The sequence below is a fragment of the uncultured Oscillibacter sp. genome (genome assembly GCF_910579365.1).
Classification (GTDB): Bacteria; Bacillota; Clostridia; order Oscillospirales; family Oscillospiraceae; genus Oscillibacter.
Window position 1 is genome coordinate 24,166 of sequence record NZ_CAJTUX010000002.1, and the last position, 18,317, is coordinate 42,482.

General features: G+C 63.5%; 16 protein-coding genes and 1 tRNA gene. 13 read left to right on the forward strand and 4 right to left on the reverse strand.

The window, feature by feature from the left end; translation table 11 throughout:
* Positions 1–8 precede the first annotated feature (8 nt).
* The 3 genes from ptsP (at position 9) to QZ329_RS01000 (ending at position 4,423) form a co-directional block, all read left to right on the forward strand.
* The gene (ptsP, locus tag QZ329_RS00990; protein ID WP_295747392.1) at positions 9–1,643 is read left to right on the forward strand and encodes a phosphoenolpyruvate--protein phosphotransferase; all 1,635 of its coding nucleotides are present in this window, start codon (positions 9–11) and stop codon (positions 1,641–1,643) included.
* A 282-nt stretch (positions 1,644–1,925) separates the two neighbouring features.
* A complete protein-coding gene (locus QZ329_RS00995) occupies positions 1,926–3,821 on the forward strand; it encodes a BMP family ABC transporter substrate-binding protein (protein ID WP_295747394.1) in 1,896 nt (631 codons plus the stop codon).
* A complete protein-coding gene (locus QZ329_RS01000; RefSeq protein ID WP_295747396.1) occupies positions 3,818–4,423 on the forward strand; it encodes a metallophosphoesterase in 606 nt (201 codons plus the stop codon). Before QZ329_RS00995 ends, QZ329_RS01000 begins: the two co-directional genes overlap by 4 nt.
* A gap of 225 nt (positions 4,424–4,648) precedes the next feature.
* Here QZ329_RS01000 and QZ329_RS01005 read toward each other — a convergent pair.
* The 4 genes from QZ329_RS01005 to rpsF form a co-directional block, all read right to left on the reverse strand.
* Positions 4,649–4,722, reverse strand: a tRNA-Gly gene (locus tag QZ329_RS01005).
* A gap of 159 nt (positions 4,723–4,881) precedes the next feature.
* The gene (gene rpsR, locus QZ329_RS01010; RefSeq protein ID WP_295747398.1) at positions 4,882–5,133 is read right to left on the reverse strand and encodes a 30S ribosomal protein S18; all 252 of its coding nucleotides are present in this window, start codon (positions 5,131–5,133) and stop codon (positions 4,882–4,884) included.
* Between the two features lie 133 nt (positions 5,134–5,266).
* Positions 5,267–5,749: a single-stranded DNA-binding protein gene (locus QZ329_RS01015; protein WP_295747400.1), complete on the reverse strand. Its 483-nt coding sequence runs from the start codon at positions 5,747–5,749 to the stop codon at positions 5,267–5,269.
* Positions 5,750–5,761: 12 nt separating this feature from the next.
* Complete coding sequence (gene rpsF, locus QZ329_RS01020) at positions 5,762–6,058, reverse strand: 30S ribosomal protein S6 (protein WP_295747402.1); 297 nt, start codon at positions 6,056–6,058, stop codon at positions 5,762–5,764.
* A gap of 240 nt (positions 6,059–6,298) precedes the next feature.
* Here rpsF and QZ329_RS01025 point away from each other — a divergent pair, with 240 nt between their 5' ends.
* From QZ329_RS01025 to prmC, 10 genes are all read left to right on the forward strand, one after another.
* Positions 6,299–7,066 (forward strand): ABC transporter ATP-binding protein, encoded by a 768-nt coding sequence (locus QZ329_RS01025; RefSeq protein WP_295747405.1) that lies wholly within the window; start codon positions 6,299–6,301, stop codon positions 7,064–7,066.
* Complete coding sequence (locus QZ329_RS01030; RefSeq protein ID WP_295747407.1) at positions 7,059–9,074, forward strand: ABC transporter permease; 2,016 nt, start codon at positions 7,059–7,061, stop codon at positions 9,072–9,074. Before QZ329_RS01025 ends, QZ329_RS01030 begins: the two co-directional genes overlap by 8 nt.
* Before the next feature lie 594 nt (positions 9,075–9,668).
* Entirely contained in the window at positions 9,669–10,835 is a 1,167-nt protein-coding gene (locus tag QZ329_RS01035) for a glycosyltransferase family 4 protein (RefSeq protein ID WP_295747409.1), read from the forward strand.
* Complete coding sequence (locus QZ329_RS01040) at positions 10,832–11,425, forward strand: TVP38/TMEM64 family protein (RefSeq protein WP_295747411.1); 594 nt, start codon at positions 10,832–10,834, stop codon at positions 11,423–11,425. The genes QZ329_RS01035 and QZ329_RS01040 overlap by 4 nt, the downstream gene beginning before the upstream one ends.
* Before the next feature lie 200 nt (positions 11,426–11,625).
* Positions 11,626–12,669, forward strand: a complete 1,044-nt coding sequence (locus QZ329_RS01045; RefSeq protein ID WP_295747413.1) for a glycosyltransferase family 4 protein — start codon at positions 11,626–11,628, stop codon at positions 12,667–12,669.
* A gap of 165 nt (positions 12,670–12,834) precedes the next feature.
* Positions 12,835–14,175 carry a VCBS repeat-containing protein gene (locus QZ329_RS01050; RefSeq protein ID WP_295747414.1) on the forward strand — a complete coding sequence of 447 codons (1,341 nt, stop codon included), beginning with the start codon at positions 12,835–12,837 and terminating at the stop codon, positions 14,173–14,175.
* A 48-nt stretch (positions 14,176–14,223) separates the two neighbouring features.
* Entirely contained in the window at positions 14,224–14,910 is a 687-nt protein-coding gene (locus QZ329_RS01055; protein WP_295747416.1) for a response regulator transcription factor, read from the forward strand.
* A 15-nt stretch (positions 14,911–14,925) separates the two neighbouring features.
* Positions 14,926–16,365, forward strand: a complete 1,440-nt coding sequence (locus tag QZ329_RS01060; protein WP_295747418.1) for a HAMP domain-containing sensor histidine kinase — start codon at positions 14,926–14,928, stop codon at positions 16,363–16,365.
* Positions 16,366–16,444: 79 nt separating this feature from the next.
* Positions 16,445–17,419 carry a DUF1385 domain-containing protein gene (locus QZ329_RS01065; RefSeq protein ID WP_295747420.1) on the forward strand — a complete coding sequence of 325 codons (975 nt, stop codon included), beginning with the start codon at positions 16,445–16,447 and terminating at the stop codon, positions 17,417–17,419.
* A 19-nt stretch (positions 17,420–17,438) separates the two neighbouring features.
* Complete coding sequence (prmC, locus tag QZ329_RS01070) at positions 17,439–18,305, forward strand: peptide chain release factor N(5)-glutamine methyltransferase (RefSeq protein ID WP_295747422.1); 867 nt, start codon at positions 17,439–17,441, stop codon at positions 18,303–18,305.
* The last annotated feature ends 12 nt before the right edge of the window (positions 18,306–18,317 follow it).

Below are 18,317 nucleotides of genomic sequence, written 5' to 3' on the forward strand. Positions count from 1 at the left end.
AAAGCGCTATGCAAGTTGCGACCGGAAAATCTATTCTGAACGGCATCGCCATTGGCCCCCTGCGCATCTATAAGAAGGAGGAGGTCCAGACCACCGCCGCCTCCACCCTTACCCCTGAGGAGGAGTACGCCCGCTTCGACGCCGCCCGCGTCAAGGCGCAGGAGCAGCTGGGCGTCCTGTACGAAAAGGCCCTGGACGAGGTGGGGGAGGACAACGCCTCCATTTTTGAGATTCACCAGATGATGCTGGACGACGACGATTTCCTGGATGCCGTGAAGGGTATCCTGGACACCCAGGGGGCCACCGCGGAGTACGCCGTGTCCGCCACGGGAGAGAACTTCGCCGCCGCCTTCGCCGCCATGGAGGACGCCTATATGCGGGCCCGGGCGACGGATATCAAGGACATCTCCCGCCGGGTGGTCAACATCCTCCTGGGAGAAGACGACGCGGAGATGATGGCCGACCAGCCCGCCATCCTGGTGGCGGACGACCTGACCCCCAGCGAGACCGTCCAGCTGGACAAGTCGAAGCTTTTGGGCTTTATTACCCGCCACGGCTCCTCCAACAGCCACACCGCCATTCTGGCCCGGACCATGAACATCCCGGCCCTGGTGGGTGTGGACTTCCAGGACGACTGGGACGGGAAGCTTGCCGTCATCGACGGGTATAACCACTGCGTTTACATTGAGCCCGCGCCGGAGCTCCTCAGCGCCATGGAGGAGAAGCGGAGCAACGACCTCAAGCAGGAGGCTCTGCTCCAGAGCCTGAAGAAGAAGCCCAATGTGACGCTGGACGGCAAGGAAATCAAGGTCTACGCCAACATCGGCAACGCCGGGGACGTGGGTCTGGTCCTTCAGAACGACGCCCAGGGCATCGGGCTGTTCCGCAGCGAGTTCATCTATCTGGACTCCCAGGATTACCCCAGCGAGGACCAGCAGTTCATGCTGTACAAGCGCGTGGTGGAGACCATGGCCGGGAAGAAGGTCATCATCCGGACCTTGGATATCGGCGCGGACAAACAGGCGGATTACTTCGAGCTGGAGAAGGAGGAGAATCCCGCCCTGGGCTATCGGGCCATCCGCATCTGCCTGACGCGGAAGGAGGTCTTCAAGACCCAGCTTCGGGCCATTCTCCGGGCCAGCGCCTTTGGAACCGTCTCCATCATGTTCCCCATGATCATCTCCGTCCGGGAGGTGCGGGACGCGAAGGAGATTCTGGAGGAGTGCAGGGCCGAGCTTCAGGAGCGGGGCGTGGCCTTCGGCAATGTGGAAATCGGCATCATGATCGAGACCCCCGCCGCCGTCATGATGGCTGACGAGCTGGCCGGGGAGGTGGAGTTCTTCTCCCTGGGGACCAACGATCTGACCCAGTACACCCTGGCCATCGACCGGCAGAACCCCAAGCTGGACAACTTCTACGACGCCCATCACCCGGCGGTCCTCCGCATGATCCGCCACACCATCGAGGCGGGCCACCGCCATGGCTGCTGGGTGGGCATCTGTGGCGAACTGGGCGCGGACCAGACCCTGACGGAGACCTTCCTCCGTTACGGCGTGGACGAGCTGAGCGTGTCTCCCGCCTCGGTGCTGCCTCTGCGGAAGATCATCCGCAGCCTGGACCTGAGCAAGGAGCCGGAAGTCTGATTATTGGATCGAATGGAAGAGCGCCGGAGGCCAAGCCTCCGGCGCTCCTTTTATAGATGAGCCCTATTTTGGGCGGGGCTTCCGCCATGCTCCGGGTGGGGAGGCCCTTCCCGGCCTTGTGTACACGGGGGCCTGGCGGGGGTCTTGCCCCCGCTTTTGGGAAAAGGCCCGTTCCACCCCCTCCGGGGGCCTTGGCTTTTGGCGGAAATGCCATTGTAATTTGGGAGGCGGCAGGGTACAATAAGGCAATCAACCGCCCGGGCGGCAAAGGAGGTCATCCCTATGAACCGGCAGGAAGCCGCAGCGCAGTACGCCAGCGCCCTGAAGCAGGGACGAAAAGCCTATAAAGAGGCCCTGACGCGGGGGCGCTATCCCTATCCCCAGGTGCTGGACGAGATCATCAGCGAGACCATGATTGCGGGACAGGTGGAGCTGGGCGTCGTGGAAATCCCCATCGACCAGATTGCCGGTACCAAGACGGCGGGCCGCCGCTCCGCCTTCTCGGCGGACTTTCTGCCGCTGCTGGACCCGGACACGGAGTTCGCGGGGAAGTGGATGAGCCTCTGTGAGGCACATCTGGGGGACGAGGGCATCCGGGACCCCATTCGGTGCTTTGAGTACTTTGGCCGCTTTTACGTGCAGGAGGGCAACAAGCGGGTCAGCGTCTTGCGGAGCTATGGCGCGCCCACCATTCCCGCCCACGTTATCCGGATGGTCCCCGTCTGGTCAGAGGACCCGGCGACGGCGGCCTATTACGATTTTATGCAGTCCTTTGTGCAGACCAAGCTCTACCGGGCCCGGTTCAGCCGGGCGGGGAGCTTCGTCAAGCTCCAGAAGGCCCTGGGCTATGAGCCGGACCACGTCTGGACGGAGGACGAGCGCCGCCGCTTCCTGGCGGGATTCACGTATTTTCAGGAGCCCTTTCAAAAGCTGGGGGGCAATGAGCTGCCCATCACCACGGCGGACGCCCTGCTGGTGTGGCTGAAGGTTTACCATTTTGACGACCTGATTTCCTTCTCCTCCGCGGAGCTTGCCAAAAGCGTCAAGGCGGTGTGGGCGGACATCCAGGCCCTGTCAGAGCCCATCGCCGTCCGGACCGACGCGCCGGAGGCCAAGGAGGGCAAGCTGCTCAGCCGCATCTTCAAGCCCCGGCAGTGCCTGAACGCGGCCTTTGTCAGCGACCAGCTTCCCGATCAGAGCGACTGGGCCAGGGCCCACGACCTGGGCCGGGAGTACCTGGAGACCGTGATGGAGGGCCAGGTTGTCACCCAGACGTTCTACGGCGTTCACCCCGGCCAGGAGGCCGAGGAGGCCATGGAAACGGCCATTGAAAACGGGGCGCAGCTGATTCTGGCGGTGACGCCGCCGCTGATCGGAGCCTGCCGGAAGACGGCGGCCCGGCATCCGGAGGTCCGGATTTTGAACTGCTCCGTCTCCATGCCTTACGCCGGCGTCCGGACCTACTACAGCCGCATTTATGAGGCGAAATACATCGCCGGCGCCATCGCCGGGGCCCTGAGCCGCAGCGGGCGCATCGGATATGTGGCCAGCAATCCCATTTTCGGCGTTCCCGCCAGCATCAACGCCTTCGCCCTGGGAGCCCAGCTCACCAATTCCCGGGCGGAGATCACGGTCCGCTGGTCCTGTGTGGAGGAGGACGCCATGGATGCCCTGGCCTGGGAGGGGGTCTCCCTGATCTCCAACCGGGACATCCCCACGCCGGACCGCATCCAGGAGCCCTGGGGCCTGTGCCGCATTCAGGACGGGAAGTTCCACTCCCTGGCCTCCCCCTACTGGCACTGGGGCAGCGTGTATACCAATCTGGTTCGGGCCGTCCTGGCCGGCGGGTGGGAGGTTCTGGGCTCCCAGGCAGGGCAGGCGGTGAACTACTGGTGGGGTATGGACAGCCGGGCCATCGACATTTTGCTGGGAGACGATCTCCCCGCCGGAATCCGCCAGATGGCGGGCATCCTCCGCCGGGGCATCATCGACGGGTCCATCCAGCCCTTCCCCGAGGCCACGCCGGAGGAGATTCTGCACATGGACACGCTGCTCCCCTGTGTGCACGGCAGCATTCCCGCCTATGAGGACCTCCTGCCCATGGCCCGGCCCCTGGTCCGCCTCCAGGGAGTCTACCGTGACGCCATTCCGCCGGAAAAGGAGGACCCCATCCTGTGAAGCTGCTGCTGATCTCCGACAAGGAGAGCGAATACCTTTGGGACTACTACCAGCCCGGCCGCCTGAAGGACGTGGACGCCATTTTGTCCTGCGGGGACCTGAATTCCAAGTACCTTTCCTTTCTGGTGACCATGAGCGGCCGCCCCCTGGTCTACGTCCACGGCAATCATGACAAGGGCTATGAGAAGAACCCGCCGGAGGGCTGCGACTGCGCCGAGGACCGCCTGATCAACATCCGGGGACTTCGGATCGTGGGCTTGGGGGGCAGTTATCTCTACAGCGGAGGGCCCCATCAGTATACGGAGGCCCAGATGTCCCGGCGCATCCGCCGCTTGCGCTACCGCATCTGGAAGGCGGGCGGGGTGGACGTCATCCTGACCCACGCCCCCATGGAGGGCTACGGTGACGGAGAGGATTACGCCCACCAGGGGTTTGAGAGCCTGGTCAGGATGGTGGATACCTACCATCCCCGCTTTTTGATTCACGGGCATGTCCATGTGAACTACGGCTGCAACGTCCCCCGGGTGCTCCACCGGGGGGAGACCACCATCATCAACGCCTATGAGCGTTATATCCTGGATTTGGACAACCCCCCGCAGTAGAGCCCCGTCCGGCGGGGAACGCTCCGGAGGCATAGACAGTTTGCGGGCGCGGCCCCAAGGCACAGAGCCTCGGGGCTGCGCCCGCTTGGCGAATGGGGGGGCTCTCTGCCCGCGTGCAAAGGGCGGGACTCTGTGCGGGCGCGCCGTACAGAGATGGCCTTGCAATTGGTGAGCGGCGGGACAAGAAACGCACCCACAGCCATCATGGCTGTGGGTGCTCTGTGCTGGAGCAGGGTACGGGAATCGAACCCGCCTTCACGGCTTGGGAAGCCGTTGTATTACCGATATACGAACCCTGCGCATTATGATCCGTCCGCTGCAACATTGTCATTATAAACGAAGCGGAAGGAAAAATCAAGTCTTTTTCCGCCGCGGCGGCAAAAATTTCCCGCCGGAGAAACGCCCGGCCTGTCCCCCTTCCGGGAACAGGCCGGACCTTGTGTGTTTCCAATCCTCCGTCAGTCGGTGACGTAGGGCAGCAGAGCGATCTGCCGGGCGCGCTTGATGGCCTCGGTCAGCTGGCGCTGATGCATGGCGCAGGTGCCGGTGGTCCGGCGGGGCAGAATCTTGGCCCGCTCGGAGATGAAACGGCGCAGCTTGGCGGCGTCCTTATAATCGATATGCTCGCACTTCTCGGCGCAGAACTGGCAAACCTTGCGGCGCTTGCCCCGCGTCGGACGGGCGGGTCTCGCTTCACGATCAAAAGCCATGAAATGGTTCCTCCTTTAAAGAATGGCGCCGGTCCGGTCCCTGGGACCGTCCGCGGACCAAAGGTCCGCCCGCCGGCGGCTTCTCCGCCGGGGAGCGCGTGTGGAAGGGCCGGGAATCCCGGGCCCGTCAAAGTCAAAACGGCAGTTCGCCGTCCTCCTCGCCCAGCTCGGCGAAATCAGACCCTCCTCCAAAACCGGCGGCGGGGGCCCTTCCGGCCGGGGCGCCGTAAGCGCTGGACGCTCCGGCGGCAGGGGGCGCTCCGTAAGAGGGGGCGCCGTAGTCGCCGCCGCTGTCCCGCTTGGAGTCCCCGAAATAGACGTTGTCAGCCACGACCTCCGCGCTGCGGCGCTTTCCGCCGTCCCGGTCGGTCCAGTCGCGAATCTGCAAACGGCCCTCCACCACGGCCATGCGGCCCTTGGCGAAGTACTTGCTGACAAATTCCGCAGTGCCGCGCCAGGCCACCACGTCGATAAAATCCGTCTCCTTCTCGCCGCTCTGGGACTTGAAGTCCCGGTCGCAGGCGACGGAGAAGGACGTGACGGCGGTGCCGCTCTGGGTGCGGCGCAGCTCGGGGTCACGGGTCAAACGGCCCATGATGACGATCCTGTTCAGCATCCGGAGCCCTCCTTACTCGCCCTTGCAGACGATCAGGGAACGCATGATGCCGTCGGTGATACCGAGAACGCGGTCCAGCTCCTTGGGGAAGGACGGTTCGCTGGTGAAGCTCATCAGCACGTAATAGCCGTCGTTCTTATAGTTGATGGGATAGGCGAGGCGGCGGGCGCCCCACTCCTCCACCTCAACGGCGGAACCGTTCTGCTCAGCCAGGGTCTTGAACTTCGCGACGAGAGCGGCGATGTTCTCCTCCCCCTGTGCAGGGTCGATGATATACACGACCTCGTAATTGGCAGAAACCTTTGCCATGTTTGCACCTCCTTTTGGACAAATGGCCCTCATTCCTGGATGAGAGCAAGGATATGCCTGCAACCGCAGGCTTATTTATTATATCGGAATTTGAAGAAATGTCAAGGAAAAGTTTGCCCGCCGGAGACGGCGTATCTTACAAAACTGTAAGACACCGGGCCCGAACTGTAAGGCAAAACCATGGCATCCCTCCGCCGGGCCTGCTATAATCACAGCATAACCCGATAGGAGGACATGGATATGTCATTACTGGAAGTACAGCACCTGCAAAAAATCTACACCACCCGGTTCGGCGGCGCCCAGGTCACCGCCCTGGCGGATGTGAATTTCTCCGTGGAGCCGGGGGAGTACGTGGCCATCATGGGCGAGTCCGGCTCCGGCAAGACCACCTTACTAAATATCCTGGCGGCCCTGGACCGCCCCACCGCCGGGGAGGTTTTCCTCAACGGCAAGGCCCTCTCTGATATCCGGGAGCGGGACCTGGCGGCTTTCCGCCGGTCTCACCTGGGATTCGTGTTTCAGGACTTCAACCTCCTGGACACGTTCTCCCTTCAGGACAACATCTTCCTGCCCCTGGTTCTGGCGGGGCGGGACTACCGGGAGATGCACAAAAAGCTCCGGCCCATCGCGGAGCAGCTGGGCATCGCGGACATCCTGGCCAAATACCCCTACGAGGTCTCCGGCGGGCAGAAGCAGCGCTGCGCCGTGGCCCGGGCCCTCATCACGGACCCCCAGCTGGTCCTGGCCGACGAGCCCACCGGCGCCCTGGACTCCCGGGCCTCGGACCATCTGCTGGAGCTCTTCGGGGAGATCAACCGGGGAGGACAGACCATCGTCATGGTCACCCACTCCGTGAAGGCCGCCAGCCACGCCGGGCGGGTCCTCTTCCTCCGGGACGGGCAGGTCTATCACCAGCTTTATCGGGGAGAACAGAGCGCCGAGGCCCAGTTCGCCAAAATCTCCGACACCCTGACGGTGCTGACGCAAGGCGGTGAGCTTCGTGGGTAAGTCCGGCTTTTTCTCCCGCCTGGCCCTGGTGAATCTGGCGCGGAACGGGCGGTTTTACGGCCCCTACCTCCTCTCCTGTGTGGTGACGGCGGCCATGTACTACATTCTGCTGTTCCTGGAGTATAACCAGGGTCTGGATAACGTCCGGGGAGCGATGTACCTGAAGAGTTTCGCCGGAGTGGGCTGCTTCGTGGCGGCGCTGCTCTCGGCCGTCATCCTGCTCTACGCCAACAGCTTCGTCATGAAGCGGCGGCAGCGGGAGCTGGGACTGTACAACATCCTGGGCCTGGAAAAGCGGCACATCGCCCGGATGTGCCTTTGGGAGACCCTGTACTGCGCCGCCGTCACGCTGGCGGGGGGCATCCTCCTGGGAATCTTGTTCTCCAAGGCCGTCATCCTGCTTCTTTTGAAGATGGTCCGCATTCCCGCCCAGTTCGGGATGGAGATTTCCCTCCGGGGCATTGGGGAGACCGCCCAGCTCTTCGGCGTCTTGTTTCTGCTGACCCTGGCGCAGAACCTCTTCCGTCTGAGCCGGGCCAGGCCGGTGGAGCTTCTGCACAGCGCCTCCGCCGGAGAGCGGGAGCCCCGGACGAAGTGGCTGCTGGTGGTCCTGGGTGTTTTGACCCTGGGGGGCGGCTATGCCATCGCCATCGTCACCCGGAACCCCATTGAGGCCATGCTCTTCTTCTTCGGGGCGGTGTTCCTGGTCATCATCGGCACCTACTGCCTGTTCACCGCCGGGTCCGTCGCCCTTTTGAAGCGCCTCCGGGCCAACCCGAAGTTCTATTACCAGACCCGGCACTTCACCGCCGTCTCGGGGCTCTTGTACCGCATGAAGCAGAACGCCGTGGGTCTGGCCAGCATCTGCATCCTCTCCACCATGGTGCTGGTGACGGTCTCCACCACCATCGCCATGAACATCGGACTGGAGAACTCCCTGAACGAGATGTTCCCCTATGACATTGAGTTTATCCAGGACCTGGAAAACCAGCCGGGGGACCCCATGGACGAGATGCGGGAGGTGGAGGCCGCCGCGAACGCCTCCGGCGGCTTCACCGAATCCCGGTACTACACCCGCTATTGGGTTTACTGCGGCGTCCGGGGCGGCGAGGTCTCCCTGAACCTGGATCCCAACTGCCTCCGGACGGAGGTGGAGGTGGTGACGGCGGAGGACTACGGCCGTCTCACGGGAAAGCAGGTCATTCTGGCCCCGGACGAGGTGCTGGCCTGTCCCCGGAACCTCCCGGACTTCCCGGCGGACTTTACCGTCTCCGCCCGCTTTGGCCAGGAGGGCCTGTCCTTCCACGTCCGAGAGGAAATCACGGAGATCATCCGCCACGGCGCCACGAACCTGCTGGGCTCGGAGGATTCGTCGCTGTTCCTGGTGGTGGCGGACCGGGAGACGGCGGAGACGCTCATGGACCTGGATACCTCCCGCAGCGCCAGGCAGTTCCGCGTTCAGATGAACCTGGCCGGGGAGGGCTACGAGGAGAAGCTGGCCCAGACGGAGCGGCTGCTTCTGGAACTGAGCCGGCGGGACGGCGGCGTGAGCTCCACCAGCAAGCAGGATCAGGCCCAGGAATTCTACGCCATGTACGGTGGCTTCCTGTTCCTGGGCATCTTCCTGGGGCTGCTGTTCCTCCTGGCCACGGTGCTCATAATTTATTACAAACAGATTTCCGAGGGCTACGAGGACCAGAGGCGCTACCTCATCCTCCGGCAGGTGGGCATGAGCCAAAAAGAGGTGGACGCCTCCATTCAGAGCCAGATTCTCCTGGTGTTCTTCCTGCCCCTGGGGGCGGCGGCGCTCCATGTGTTCATGGCCTTCCCCATGCTTTCCAGGATGCTGGAGCTCTTCAATCTCTACAACGTGGGGCTGTTCGCCCTCTGCACGGCGGGAACGCTGGCCATGTTCTGCCTGATTTACGCCCTGGTCTTCGCCCTGACCGCCCGGACCTACAGCCGCATCGTCGTCGGAAGAAATTCCGCCCGCTCCGTTTCCGGCTGATGCCGAAAACTCCGCTCTGCTTCATTCCTTCCTCCTCTCCCCGGCGGACCCGCTGCGCTGGGCTCCGCCGGGGGAATACGGGGGAGCGTGAGAGACGAGGGACGAGGGACGGGGGACGAGGGACGGGGGACGAGGGACGAGGGACGGGGGACGGGGATGCTGGGGCTTGGTGAGGCTGGCGCACGGGGATGCGCCGCTTTGGGACCCAATGGACCTTGCACCCCTTGGTTTGGGCCCCGTCGGTTTGGATTTTTCCGCCGGCGGGGCTTGTTTGGATTCTTTCAGGTCCGTTAGATTCTGGAAAGGACTTGGACAGATTTGGGTGGTAAATTCTTTTCCGGAGGCGAAAGAACCTTGAAAATAACAGAGGAGTTCTAAAATTGTACCTTTTTTGTAACTACCTTTTTCCGAAAACCGTGTATTCTGATTGCGTTGCCAAGAAAAAAGCGGACGCGGGTCTTGACAAGCTGTATTAACTGTATTATTATTGCTAATACGATAGTACAATAACACAGGAGAAAAATTTTTCCGCCTTGTGAAGAATTTTCCTTCCCTGGTCCGTAATATACACATACACAGGAAGCGAGGCTTGCTATGAAAATTCTGATTACCTCCGATTGGTACATTCCCGCCGTGAACGGCGTGGTCACTTCGGTGAAAAATCTCCGGCGGGAGCTGGAGCTCCGGGGCCATGAGGTCCGGGTGCTCACCCTGTCCCAGAACCGGCGTTCCTATGAGCGGGACGGCGTCACCTATCTGGGCTCCGTGGCGGCGGGGCTGGTCTATCCCGGCGCCCGGCTGCGGACGGCCCTGGCGGGCCGGTGGGTCCGGAAGATCGTGGAGTGGGGGCCGGACGTGGTTCACTCCCAATGCGAGTTTTCCACCTTCTTTCTGGCCCGGCGCATCGCCGAGGAGCTGGACATCCCCCTGGTTCATACGTATCACACGGTTTATGAGGACTATACCCACTACTTCTCCCCCAGTGTGCATTTCGGCAAGAAGGCCGCCGCCGTCTTCACCCGCTGGGCCGCCTCCCACACGGACTGCCTCATCGCCCCCACGGGGAAGGTGCGGCTCCTCCTCCAGGGCTACGGCGTGCAGAAGCCTGTCTTTGTGGTGCCCTCCGGCATCGATCTGCGGCACTTCCGGGACGAGGCGGACCCGCTGCGGGGCGCGGTGCTCCGGGCCAGCCTGGGCATCCCCCAGGAGCGGACCATCCTGGTCTTTGTGGGCCGTCTGGCCGAGGAGAAGCGGGTGGATGAGCTCCTGCGCTTCCGGGCGGACATGGGCCCGGGGAATGTGACGCTGCTTTTGGTGGGGGATGGTCCGGACCGGCAGCGGCTGGAGGACACGGCCGCCGGACTGGGTCTGACGGCTCCGGACGTGGTCTTTGCCGGCATGGTCCCGGCGGATCAGGTGGCGGAGTGGTATCAGTTGGGGGACCTGTTCGTCAGCGCCTCTACCAGCGAGACCCAGGGCCTGACCTATGCCGAGGCCCTGGCCGCCGGGGTGCCGGTGCTGTGCCGGGCGGACCCCTGCCTCCTGGGCGTGGTCCGGGACGGGGAGAACGGCTGGCAGTACCGGGATGAGGCGGAGTTCCGCCAGCGGCTGGAGGAGTTCCGGACCCGGCGGCGGGAGGATATGGTCCGCTGCGCCCGGGAGACGGGGGAGGAGTACTCCGCCCAGCGCTTCGCGGAGCGGGTGGAGGCCATTTATTTGGAACAGATCGAGCGGAACGCTGTGCGGAGGATACCGGCATGAAACCCGTACCGATTGAAAAAAGAGCCCTCCAGACCGTGTCCCTCATCGGCTTTGCCATCTGCGTGGCGGTGGCCGTGTGGGGCTGGCAGACGGGGGTGCTGACCTCTCAGGAAAAGCTCCAGGAGCTGGTGGGCAAATGGGGCCCCGCCGGGGCGCTGCTGTTCACCGTCTTTCAGGCGGTGCAGGTGGTGGTGCCGGTGCTTCCCGGGGGACTGGGCTGTCTGGTGGGGGTCATCCTCTTTGGACCCATTTGGGGCTTTACCTATAATTATGTGGGCATCTGCATCGGGTCCCTTCTGGCCTTCGCCGTGGCCCGGAGCTGCGGGAGACCCCTTTTGTACCTCCTCTTCTCGGAAAAGACCATCGAGAAATACGACGCCTGGACCGAGAAGCGGGACCGCTTCGCCAAGCTCTTTTTCTGGTCCATCTTCCTGCCCATCGCCCCGGACGACTTCCTCTGCTATCTGGCGGGCACCACCAGCATGACCTGGCGGCGCTATACCGCCATCATCCTCCTGGGTAAGCCCTTCAATATCGCCCTGTACAGCATGGGCCTGATGGCCCTTTGGCAGGTGCTGTTCCCCGGCTGATTTCAAAAAAGAACGCCGTCATAAAAAGACGGTTTTTGCGGAATACTCTCTATACCCAAATCCGGGAACGAAAAAAGCGGACAGGCCGTCCGCTTGGTTTTGTGCACCCAAAATTGGAAAACCATGACAAAAACAGGCGGGCCGCCGGCCGGAAAACAGCGGCGCCACAGCGTGTAAAACCACTGCGGCAGGGAGGCTGTATGCGGATTTTCATTTACAGCGGCGGGGAGAAGCTTGTCGGCAAAAGCGGCGTGGGACAGGCCATCCGCCAACAGCGGGAATGCCTGCGGCGCTCCGGCGTCGCCACCACGGACCGCTGGACCAAGGACGCCGCCGCCGTCCATGTGAACACCGTCCTTCCGGACGCGGTGTTCGCGGCCCTGGGAGCCAAACTCCGGCGGCGAAAGGTGGTGTGGTACGGTCACTCCACCATGGAGGATTTCCGTTCCTCCTTCAAGGGGTCCAACGCCCTGGCCCCGCTGTTCAAGCGGTGGATCACCTTCTGCTACGGTCTGGGGGACGTGGTGCTGACGCCCACGGAGTACTCCCGGTCCCTTCTGGAGAGCTACGGTTTGAAAAAGCCGGTCTACAGCATCTCCAACGGCGTGGACACAGACTTCTTCCATCCGGACCCCGCCGCCCGGACCGCCCTTCGGAGCCGGTACGGCTTTGAGGAGGGGGAGCGGGTGGTGGTCTCCGTGGGACATACCATCGCCCGGAAGGGCGTGACGGAGTTTTTGGAGCTGGCCCGGCGCATTCCCGAGGCCCAATTTCTCTGGTTCGGCTGGACGGACCCCAAGCTCATCCCCCGGGAGATCGCCCAGGCCATCCGGAATGCCCCGGACAACGTGCGCTTCCCCGGCTATGTGGGCCGGGAGGAGCTGCGGGAGGCGTATCAGGGGGCGGACGTCTTCGCCTTCCTCAGCCATGAGGAGACCGAGGGCATCGTGGTGCTGGAGGCCCTGGCCTGTGGCGTGCCCACGGTGCTGCGGGACATCCCCGTCTACGGCGGCTGGCTGGAGCAGGGGGAGGCGGTATACAAAGCGTCGAACAATGACGAATTTCAACGGATTGTATCGGGCCTTCTGGACCATAGCCTGCCGGACCTCACCGCCGCCGGGCGGTCCGTGGCGGAGTCCCGGAGCCTGGAGCAGGTGGGCAAGCGGCTGCGGGAGATTTACCTGGAGCAGCGGGTGCTGCCGCCCCTTCCGGCGGCTCTGCCGCAGAAGCGCGCGCAGGCGTGAGGCGAAGAAACAGGAAATACGAAGAGGATTGTCGAAGCGCGGCAGTCCTCTTTGTATTTATTTTTCGGCGTGGATTGGAAAATAGCCGCGGGGGGACTACCCAAACGGGGAAAAACGTGATATGATATTTCATCAGAAATCTCAGGCCCTGTGGGAGGCGAAGCGATGCGCAGAAAAATCCGGGCCCTGGCGGCGGCGCTGCTGCTGTCCGTGACCCTTTCCGGCTGCGGCGGTTTTCATATTGTGTTCAATCCGGAGGAGCTTTACGCCCTGCCGGAGCTGCCCGCCAAGTATACGGAGCTCAACGCTCAGCTGAACGCCATATTGGAGGACGGCGCGGAGTACGCCGCCCCCGCTTCCGGCACCAATATTCAGCCCGTGCAGCTGATGGACCTCAACGGGGACGGCCAGCAGGAGGCGCTGGCCTTCTTCCGCAAGACCGAGGACGAGAAGCCCCTGAAAATCTATATCTTCTCCGCCAGGGGGGACAGCTACGAGCAGTCCGCCGTCATTGAAGGCAGCGGCGCGTCCGTCTACAGCGTGGTGTACAGCGATCTGGACGGGGACGGGCGGACGGAGCTCATCGTGGGCTGGCGGGTCAACGCCGAGCTTCAGGCGCTGTCGGTCTACGCGCTGAGCCATGGCGGCACGCGGGAGCTTCTGCGCAGCGTCAGCTATGTCCGCTACGCCAACGCGGACCTGGACGGCGACGGCCTTCAGGAGCTGGTGGTCCTCCGTTCCGACGAGGAGGGCGAGGGCGTGGCCGATTACTATGACTGGCAAGGGTATAGCCTTGCCCCCCAGTCTCCCGCGCGCATTTCCATCACCATGGCGGAGCTGAACCAGCAGGGCCGGCTGAGCACCGGGACGCTGCGGGACGGCGAGCCGGCCCTCTTTGTCACCGGGGTGACGGAGGAGTCCGGCGCGGTCACGGATATTTTGGCCGTGCGGAACGGGGAGCTGACGAACATCGTCCTCTCCGAGGCCACCGGCGTCTCCGGGGAGATCGCCCCCTTCACCGGCCTCTATCCCGCGGACATCAACGGCGACGGATGGACGGAGGTCCCATCCCCCGTCTCCCACGATGGGATGAGCCCCTTCCAGCGGGTGGACTGGCGCTCCTTCAGCCTGGACGGCACGGGGGAGCGGGGAATCAGCACCTACCACTGCATGGAGGACGGCTGGTATCTCACCCTGCCGGAGAGCTGGGTGGGCCGGGTCCAGGGGGAGCGAAGCGTCTCCAGCGGCGAGTCCAGCGTCACCTTCTATATATTGAAGGAGGACGGCACCCAGGGCGGGGCCATCCTGCGGATTTCCGCTCTCACCGGCTCCGGCCGGGAGATGCGGGCCACCCGGGGCAGCCGCTTCTCCCTCAGCCGCCAGAGCACCACGATCTACACCGCCGAGCTGCCGGAGGTCCCGCCGTGGGAGCATTCCATGACGGCGGAGGAGGTCCGGGGGGCGTTCAGCCTGATTGCGCGGGAGTGGATTCCCGGGGATAATTAGTTTGCGCGCCTGCGGGGGCGGTCCCGCGGGCCAAAAGGAGTGAACACGGTGAAAAAAGTGTTGGTTTTAGAGGACGAGGCCAGCATTCGCGGCTTTATCGTCATCAATCTGCGCCGGGCGGGCTATGATGTCATCGAGGCGGAGAACGGGGAAGAGGCCCTGGAGCTCCTGCGGGAGAATCCGGACGCCCGGGTGGCGCTGCTGGACATCATGCTTCCCGGCATTGACGGGTTTGAGGTCTGCCGCCGCATCCGGGCCACCAACAGCCGGATCGGCATCATCATGCTCACCGCCCGGTCCCAGGAGATGGACAAGGTGACGGGGCTGATGACCGGGGCGGACGACTATGTGACCAAGCCCTTCTCCCCGGCGGAGCTCACCGCCCGGGTGGACGCCCTGGTCCGCCGCTCCGGCGGCGAGGAGCCGGTGCAGACCGGCGAGCTGCTCCAGCCGCCCTTCCTGCTGAACACCCGGAACCGCACCCTGGAGAAGAACGGACAGCGGATCAAGCTGACCCAGGTGGAGTATTCCATCATGCGGGTCTTTATGGAGAATCCGGGAAAGGCCCTCTCCCGGGAGGAGATTTTGGACATGGTGTGGGGCCGGGACTACTTCGGCGAGCTGAAAATCGTGGACGTGAACATCCGCCGCCTGCGGCTGAAGATTGAGGACAATGTGCAGAACCCCGCCTATATCACCACCGTCTGGGGCTATGGGTACAAGTGGGGACTGTGACGGGGAGGCGCGGCTATGGAAAAGGAACAGCGGTGGACCTCCCTGCGGCTGCGGGGCCTGCGGCAGCGGTGGATATTCAATTCCATTCTCCCGGTTCTGGCGTTTCTGGTGCTGGTGGTGGCCCTGTTCTCCGCAGGCGTCTCCAATTATTATTACGGCACCATGCAAAAGGGGCTGGAGACCCGGGCCCAGGCCCTGGCCAATTCCTTTAATGAGTATTTCATGGACAACGGCTTTAGCAGCTACTATCAAAAGGCTGTCCGCTCCGCCGAGAGCTTTGAGGACAAGAACTGCATCGAGCTTCAGTTCATCGGCTCCGGCGGGCGCATTCAGGTCTCCACCTCCGGCCTGACGGCGGGCACCTCCCCCGGAACAGAGGACATCAGCCGGGCCTGGCAGGAGAACCGGATGGTTCCCTATCAGGGCCGGGACCTGGAGACGGGGGAGGAGATTCTGGCGGTGTCCTGCCCGCTGACGGTGAACGGCCGGGTGGTGGGCGTCATGCGGCTGGTGACGTCTCTGAGGTCCGTGGACCGGCAGGTGCTGGTGGTGGTGCTGGCCATGTTCCTGGTGGCCATGCTGTGCATGCTGCTGGTGGCCATCTCCAATCTGCTGTTCATCAACAACGTGGTGGAGCCGGTGGCGGTGGTGACAGAGGCGGCCAAGCGCATCTCCGCCGGAAGTTATGGCGCGCGGATCGAAAACAAGTACTCCGACGAGCTGGGGGAGCTGGTGGACAACATCAACGACATGTCCATGAAGATCAGCCAGAACGAGAAGATGAAAAGCGAGTTCATCTCCTCCGTCTCCCATGAGCTCCGGACCCCCCTCACCGCCATCAACGGCTGGGGGGAAACCATATTGGAAGACGGTCTTATGGACGACCCCGAGCAGCTCCGCCGGGGCATCCGGGTCATTGTCAACGAGTCCCGGCGCCTGTCCAACATGGTGGAGGAGCTGCTGGAATTTTCCAAAATGGAGGATGGGCGCTTCACCCTTCAGATTGAGGACGTGGACCTCCAGGCGGAGCTGGAGGACGCCATTTTCACCTATCAGGAGCTTTTCCGACAGGACGGCATTGCCCTGGAGTACCACCCCGGCGACGGGGACCTGCCCCTGATCCGGGGGGACTCGGAGCGGCTGAAGCAGGTGTTCTGCAACGTGCTGGACAACGCCGCCAAGCACGGCGGCGCGGGCCGCCGCATCGCCGCCTCCATCACCCAGGAGGGCGGCGTCCAGGTGGTCCGGGTCCGGGACTACGGCCCCGGCATTCCGGAGGAGGAGCTGCCCTTTGTCAAGCAGAAGTTCTATAAGGGCACCTCTCGGGCCAGAGGCAGCGGCATCGGCCTGGCGGTGTGCGACGAGATCATCGCCCTGCACAACGGCGAGTTTACCATCGGCAACGCCGCCGGCGGCGGGGCGGAGGTGACCATCCGGCTGCCGGTCAGGGCCTGACCGGCGGGAGCGGACGCCCGGAGCCGCGTTTTTGTAAACCCTGTGGAATACGATACCAACGCAAAGGAAAGGAAACTCCATGGCAGAAGAAAACAAATCCTGCGCCTTCCGCACCAGCATCGGCGGGCAGGCGCTGATTGAAGGCATTTTGATGCGGGGCCCGGAGAAGCAGGCCGTCGTGGTCCGGGACCAGGAGGGGAACCTGGTGGAGAAGGTGGAGGAGCTCCGCTTTATCAAGGACCGCTTCCCCATTCTGGGCGTGCCGCTGATTCGGGGGACGGTGAACTTCCTGGACTCCATGGTGAACGGCGTGAAAGCCCTGATGTACTCCGCCGAATTTTACCCGGAGGAGGAGGCGGCGAAGCCCTCCGGATTTGAGCTGTGGCTGGAAAAGCACATCAGCAGCAAGAAGCTGGAGAGCGCCGTGGTGGCCCTGGCGGTGGTGCTGGGGGTGGGTATGTCGGTGTTCCTCTTCATGGTGCTGCCCACGCTGCTGACCGGGGGCATTCTCCACTTCTTCCCCGGCTTTCCCCTGTGGGGGCGGAATTTGGTGGAGGGCGTTTTGAAGATTGCCATCTTCCTGGCCTATCTGATTCTCTGCTCCCGGCAGAGGGACATCTACCGGGTCTTCCAGTACCACGGGGCGGAGCACAAGACCATTTTCTGCTACGAGGCGGGGCTGCCGCTGACCGTGGAAAATGTCCGGGCCCAGCCCCGGCACCATCCCCGCTGCGGCACCAGCTTCCTCTTTGTGGTCATCGCGGTGTCGATTTTGTTCTCCAGTGTGGTGTTCGGCATCTGGCCCATTACCAACGCCTGGCTGCGGACGGCGGTGCATCTGCTGCTGCTGCCCCTGGTGGTGGGAGTGACCTATGAGTTCAACCGCTGGGTGGGGCGGCACGTGCAGGAGAATCGGCTGGCAAAGGTCTTGACGGCCCCGGGCCTCTGGATGCAGAATTTCACCACCAACGAGCCCGACGACAGCATGATCGAGTGCGCCATCCGTTCCCTGGAGCTGGTGGCGCCCGCGGAGAAGGGCAAGGACGCGTGGTAACAAGATAGGGGGGGTTCCCTTGGCGATTACCTATAATGACCTGTATTTGGACATCCGCCGGCAGCTCCGGGAGCACAGTGTGGAGGCCTCCACCCTGGAGGCCCGGGAGCTGGTGTGCTTCGGCACCGGCAAGAGCCGGGAGGAGCTGAGCCGGGACGGGCGGCTTTACGCCTCTCCGGAGCGGGAGGAGCAGGTGCGGCGGCTGGTGGCGCGGCGCATGGCCGGGGAGCCGGTGGCCTACCTCATCGGCGAGTGGGAGTTTTACGGCCTCTCCCTGGACATCTCCCAGGACGTGCTGATCCCCAGGGCGGACACCGAGACCCTGGCGGAGCAGGCCATTGCCTATGTAAAAAGCCTGGGGGAGTGCCGGGTGATGGACCTGTGCGCCGGAAGCGGCTGCGTGGGGCTGGCGGTGGCTTCCCAGGCTCCCCAGGCCCGGGTGGCCCTGGGGGAATTGGACGACAACGCGCTGAAAATCTGCCGTCAGAACATCCGGCGCTGCGGCCTCTCCGGCCGGGTGGCGCCGGTGCAGGTGAACGCCCTGAAAAAGCCGGGGCGCATTCTGGGGGAGTTTCAGTGCATCGTCAGCAACCCGCCCTACATCCCCACCGGCGACATTCCGGGCCTGGAGGTCTCCGTCCGGGAGTACGAGCCCCATCTGGCCCTGGACGGCGGAGAGGACGGAATGGACTTTTACCGCTCCATCACCCAGGACTGGAAGGAGGTTCTGGCCCCCGGGGGGCGGCTGTACTTTGAGGTGGGCATCGGTCAGGCGGACCTGGTTCTGCGGCTGATGCGCGGCCAGGGCTTTGGAGATATACAGGTCGTGAAGGACCCCCGGGGGGTTCCCCGGGTGGTGTTCGGCACGCTCTGTTCGGAAATCTGAAAGGGAGAGACG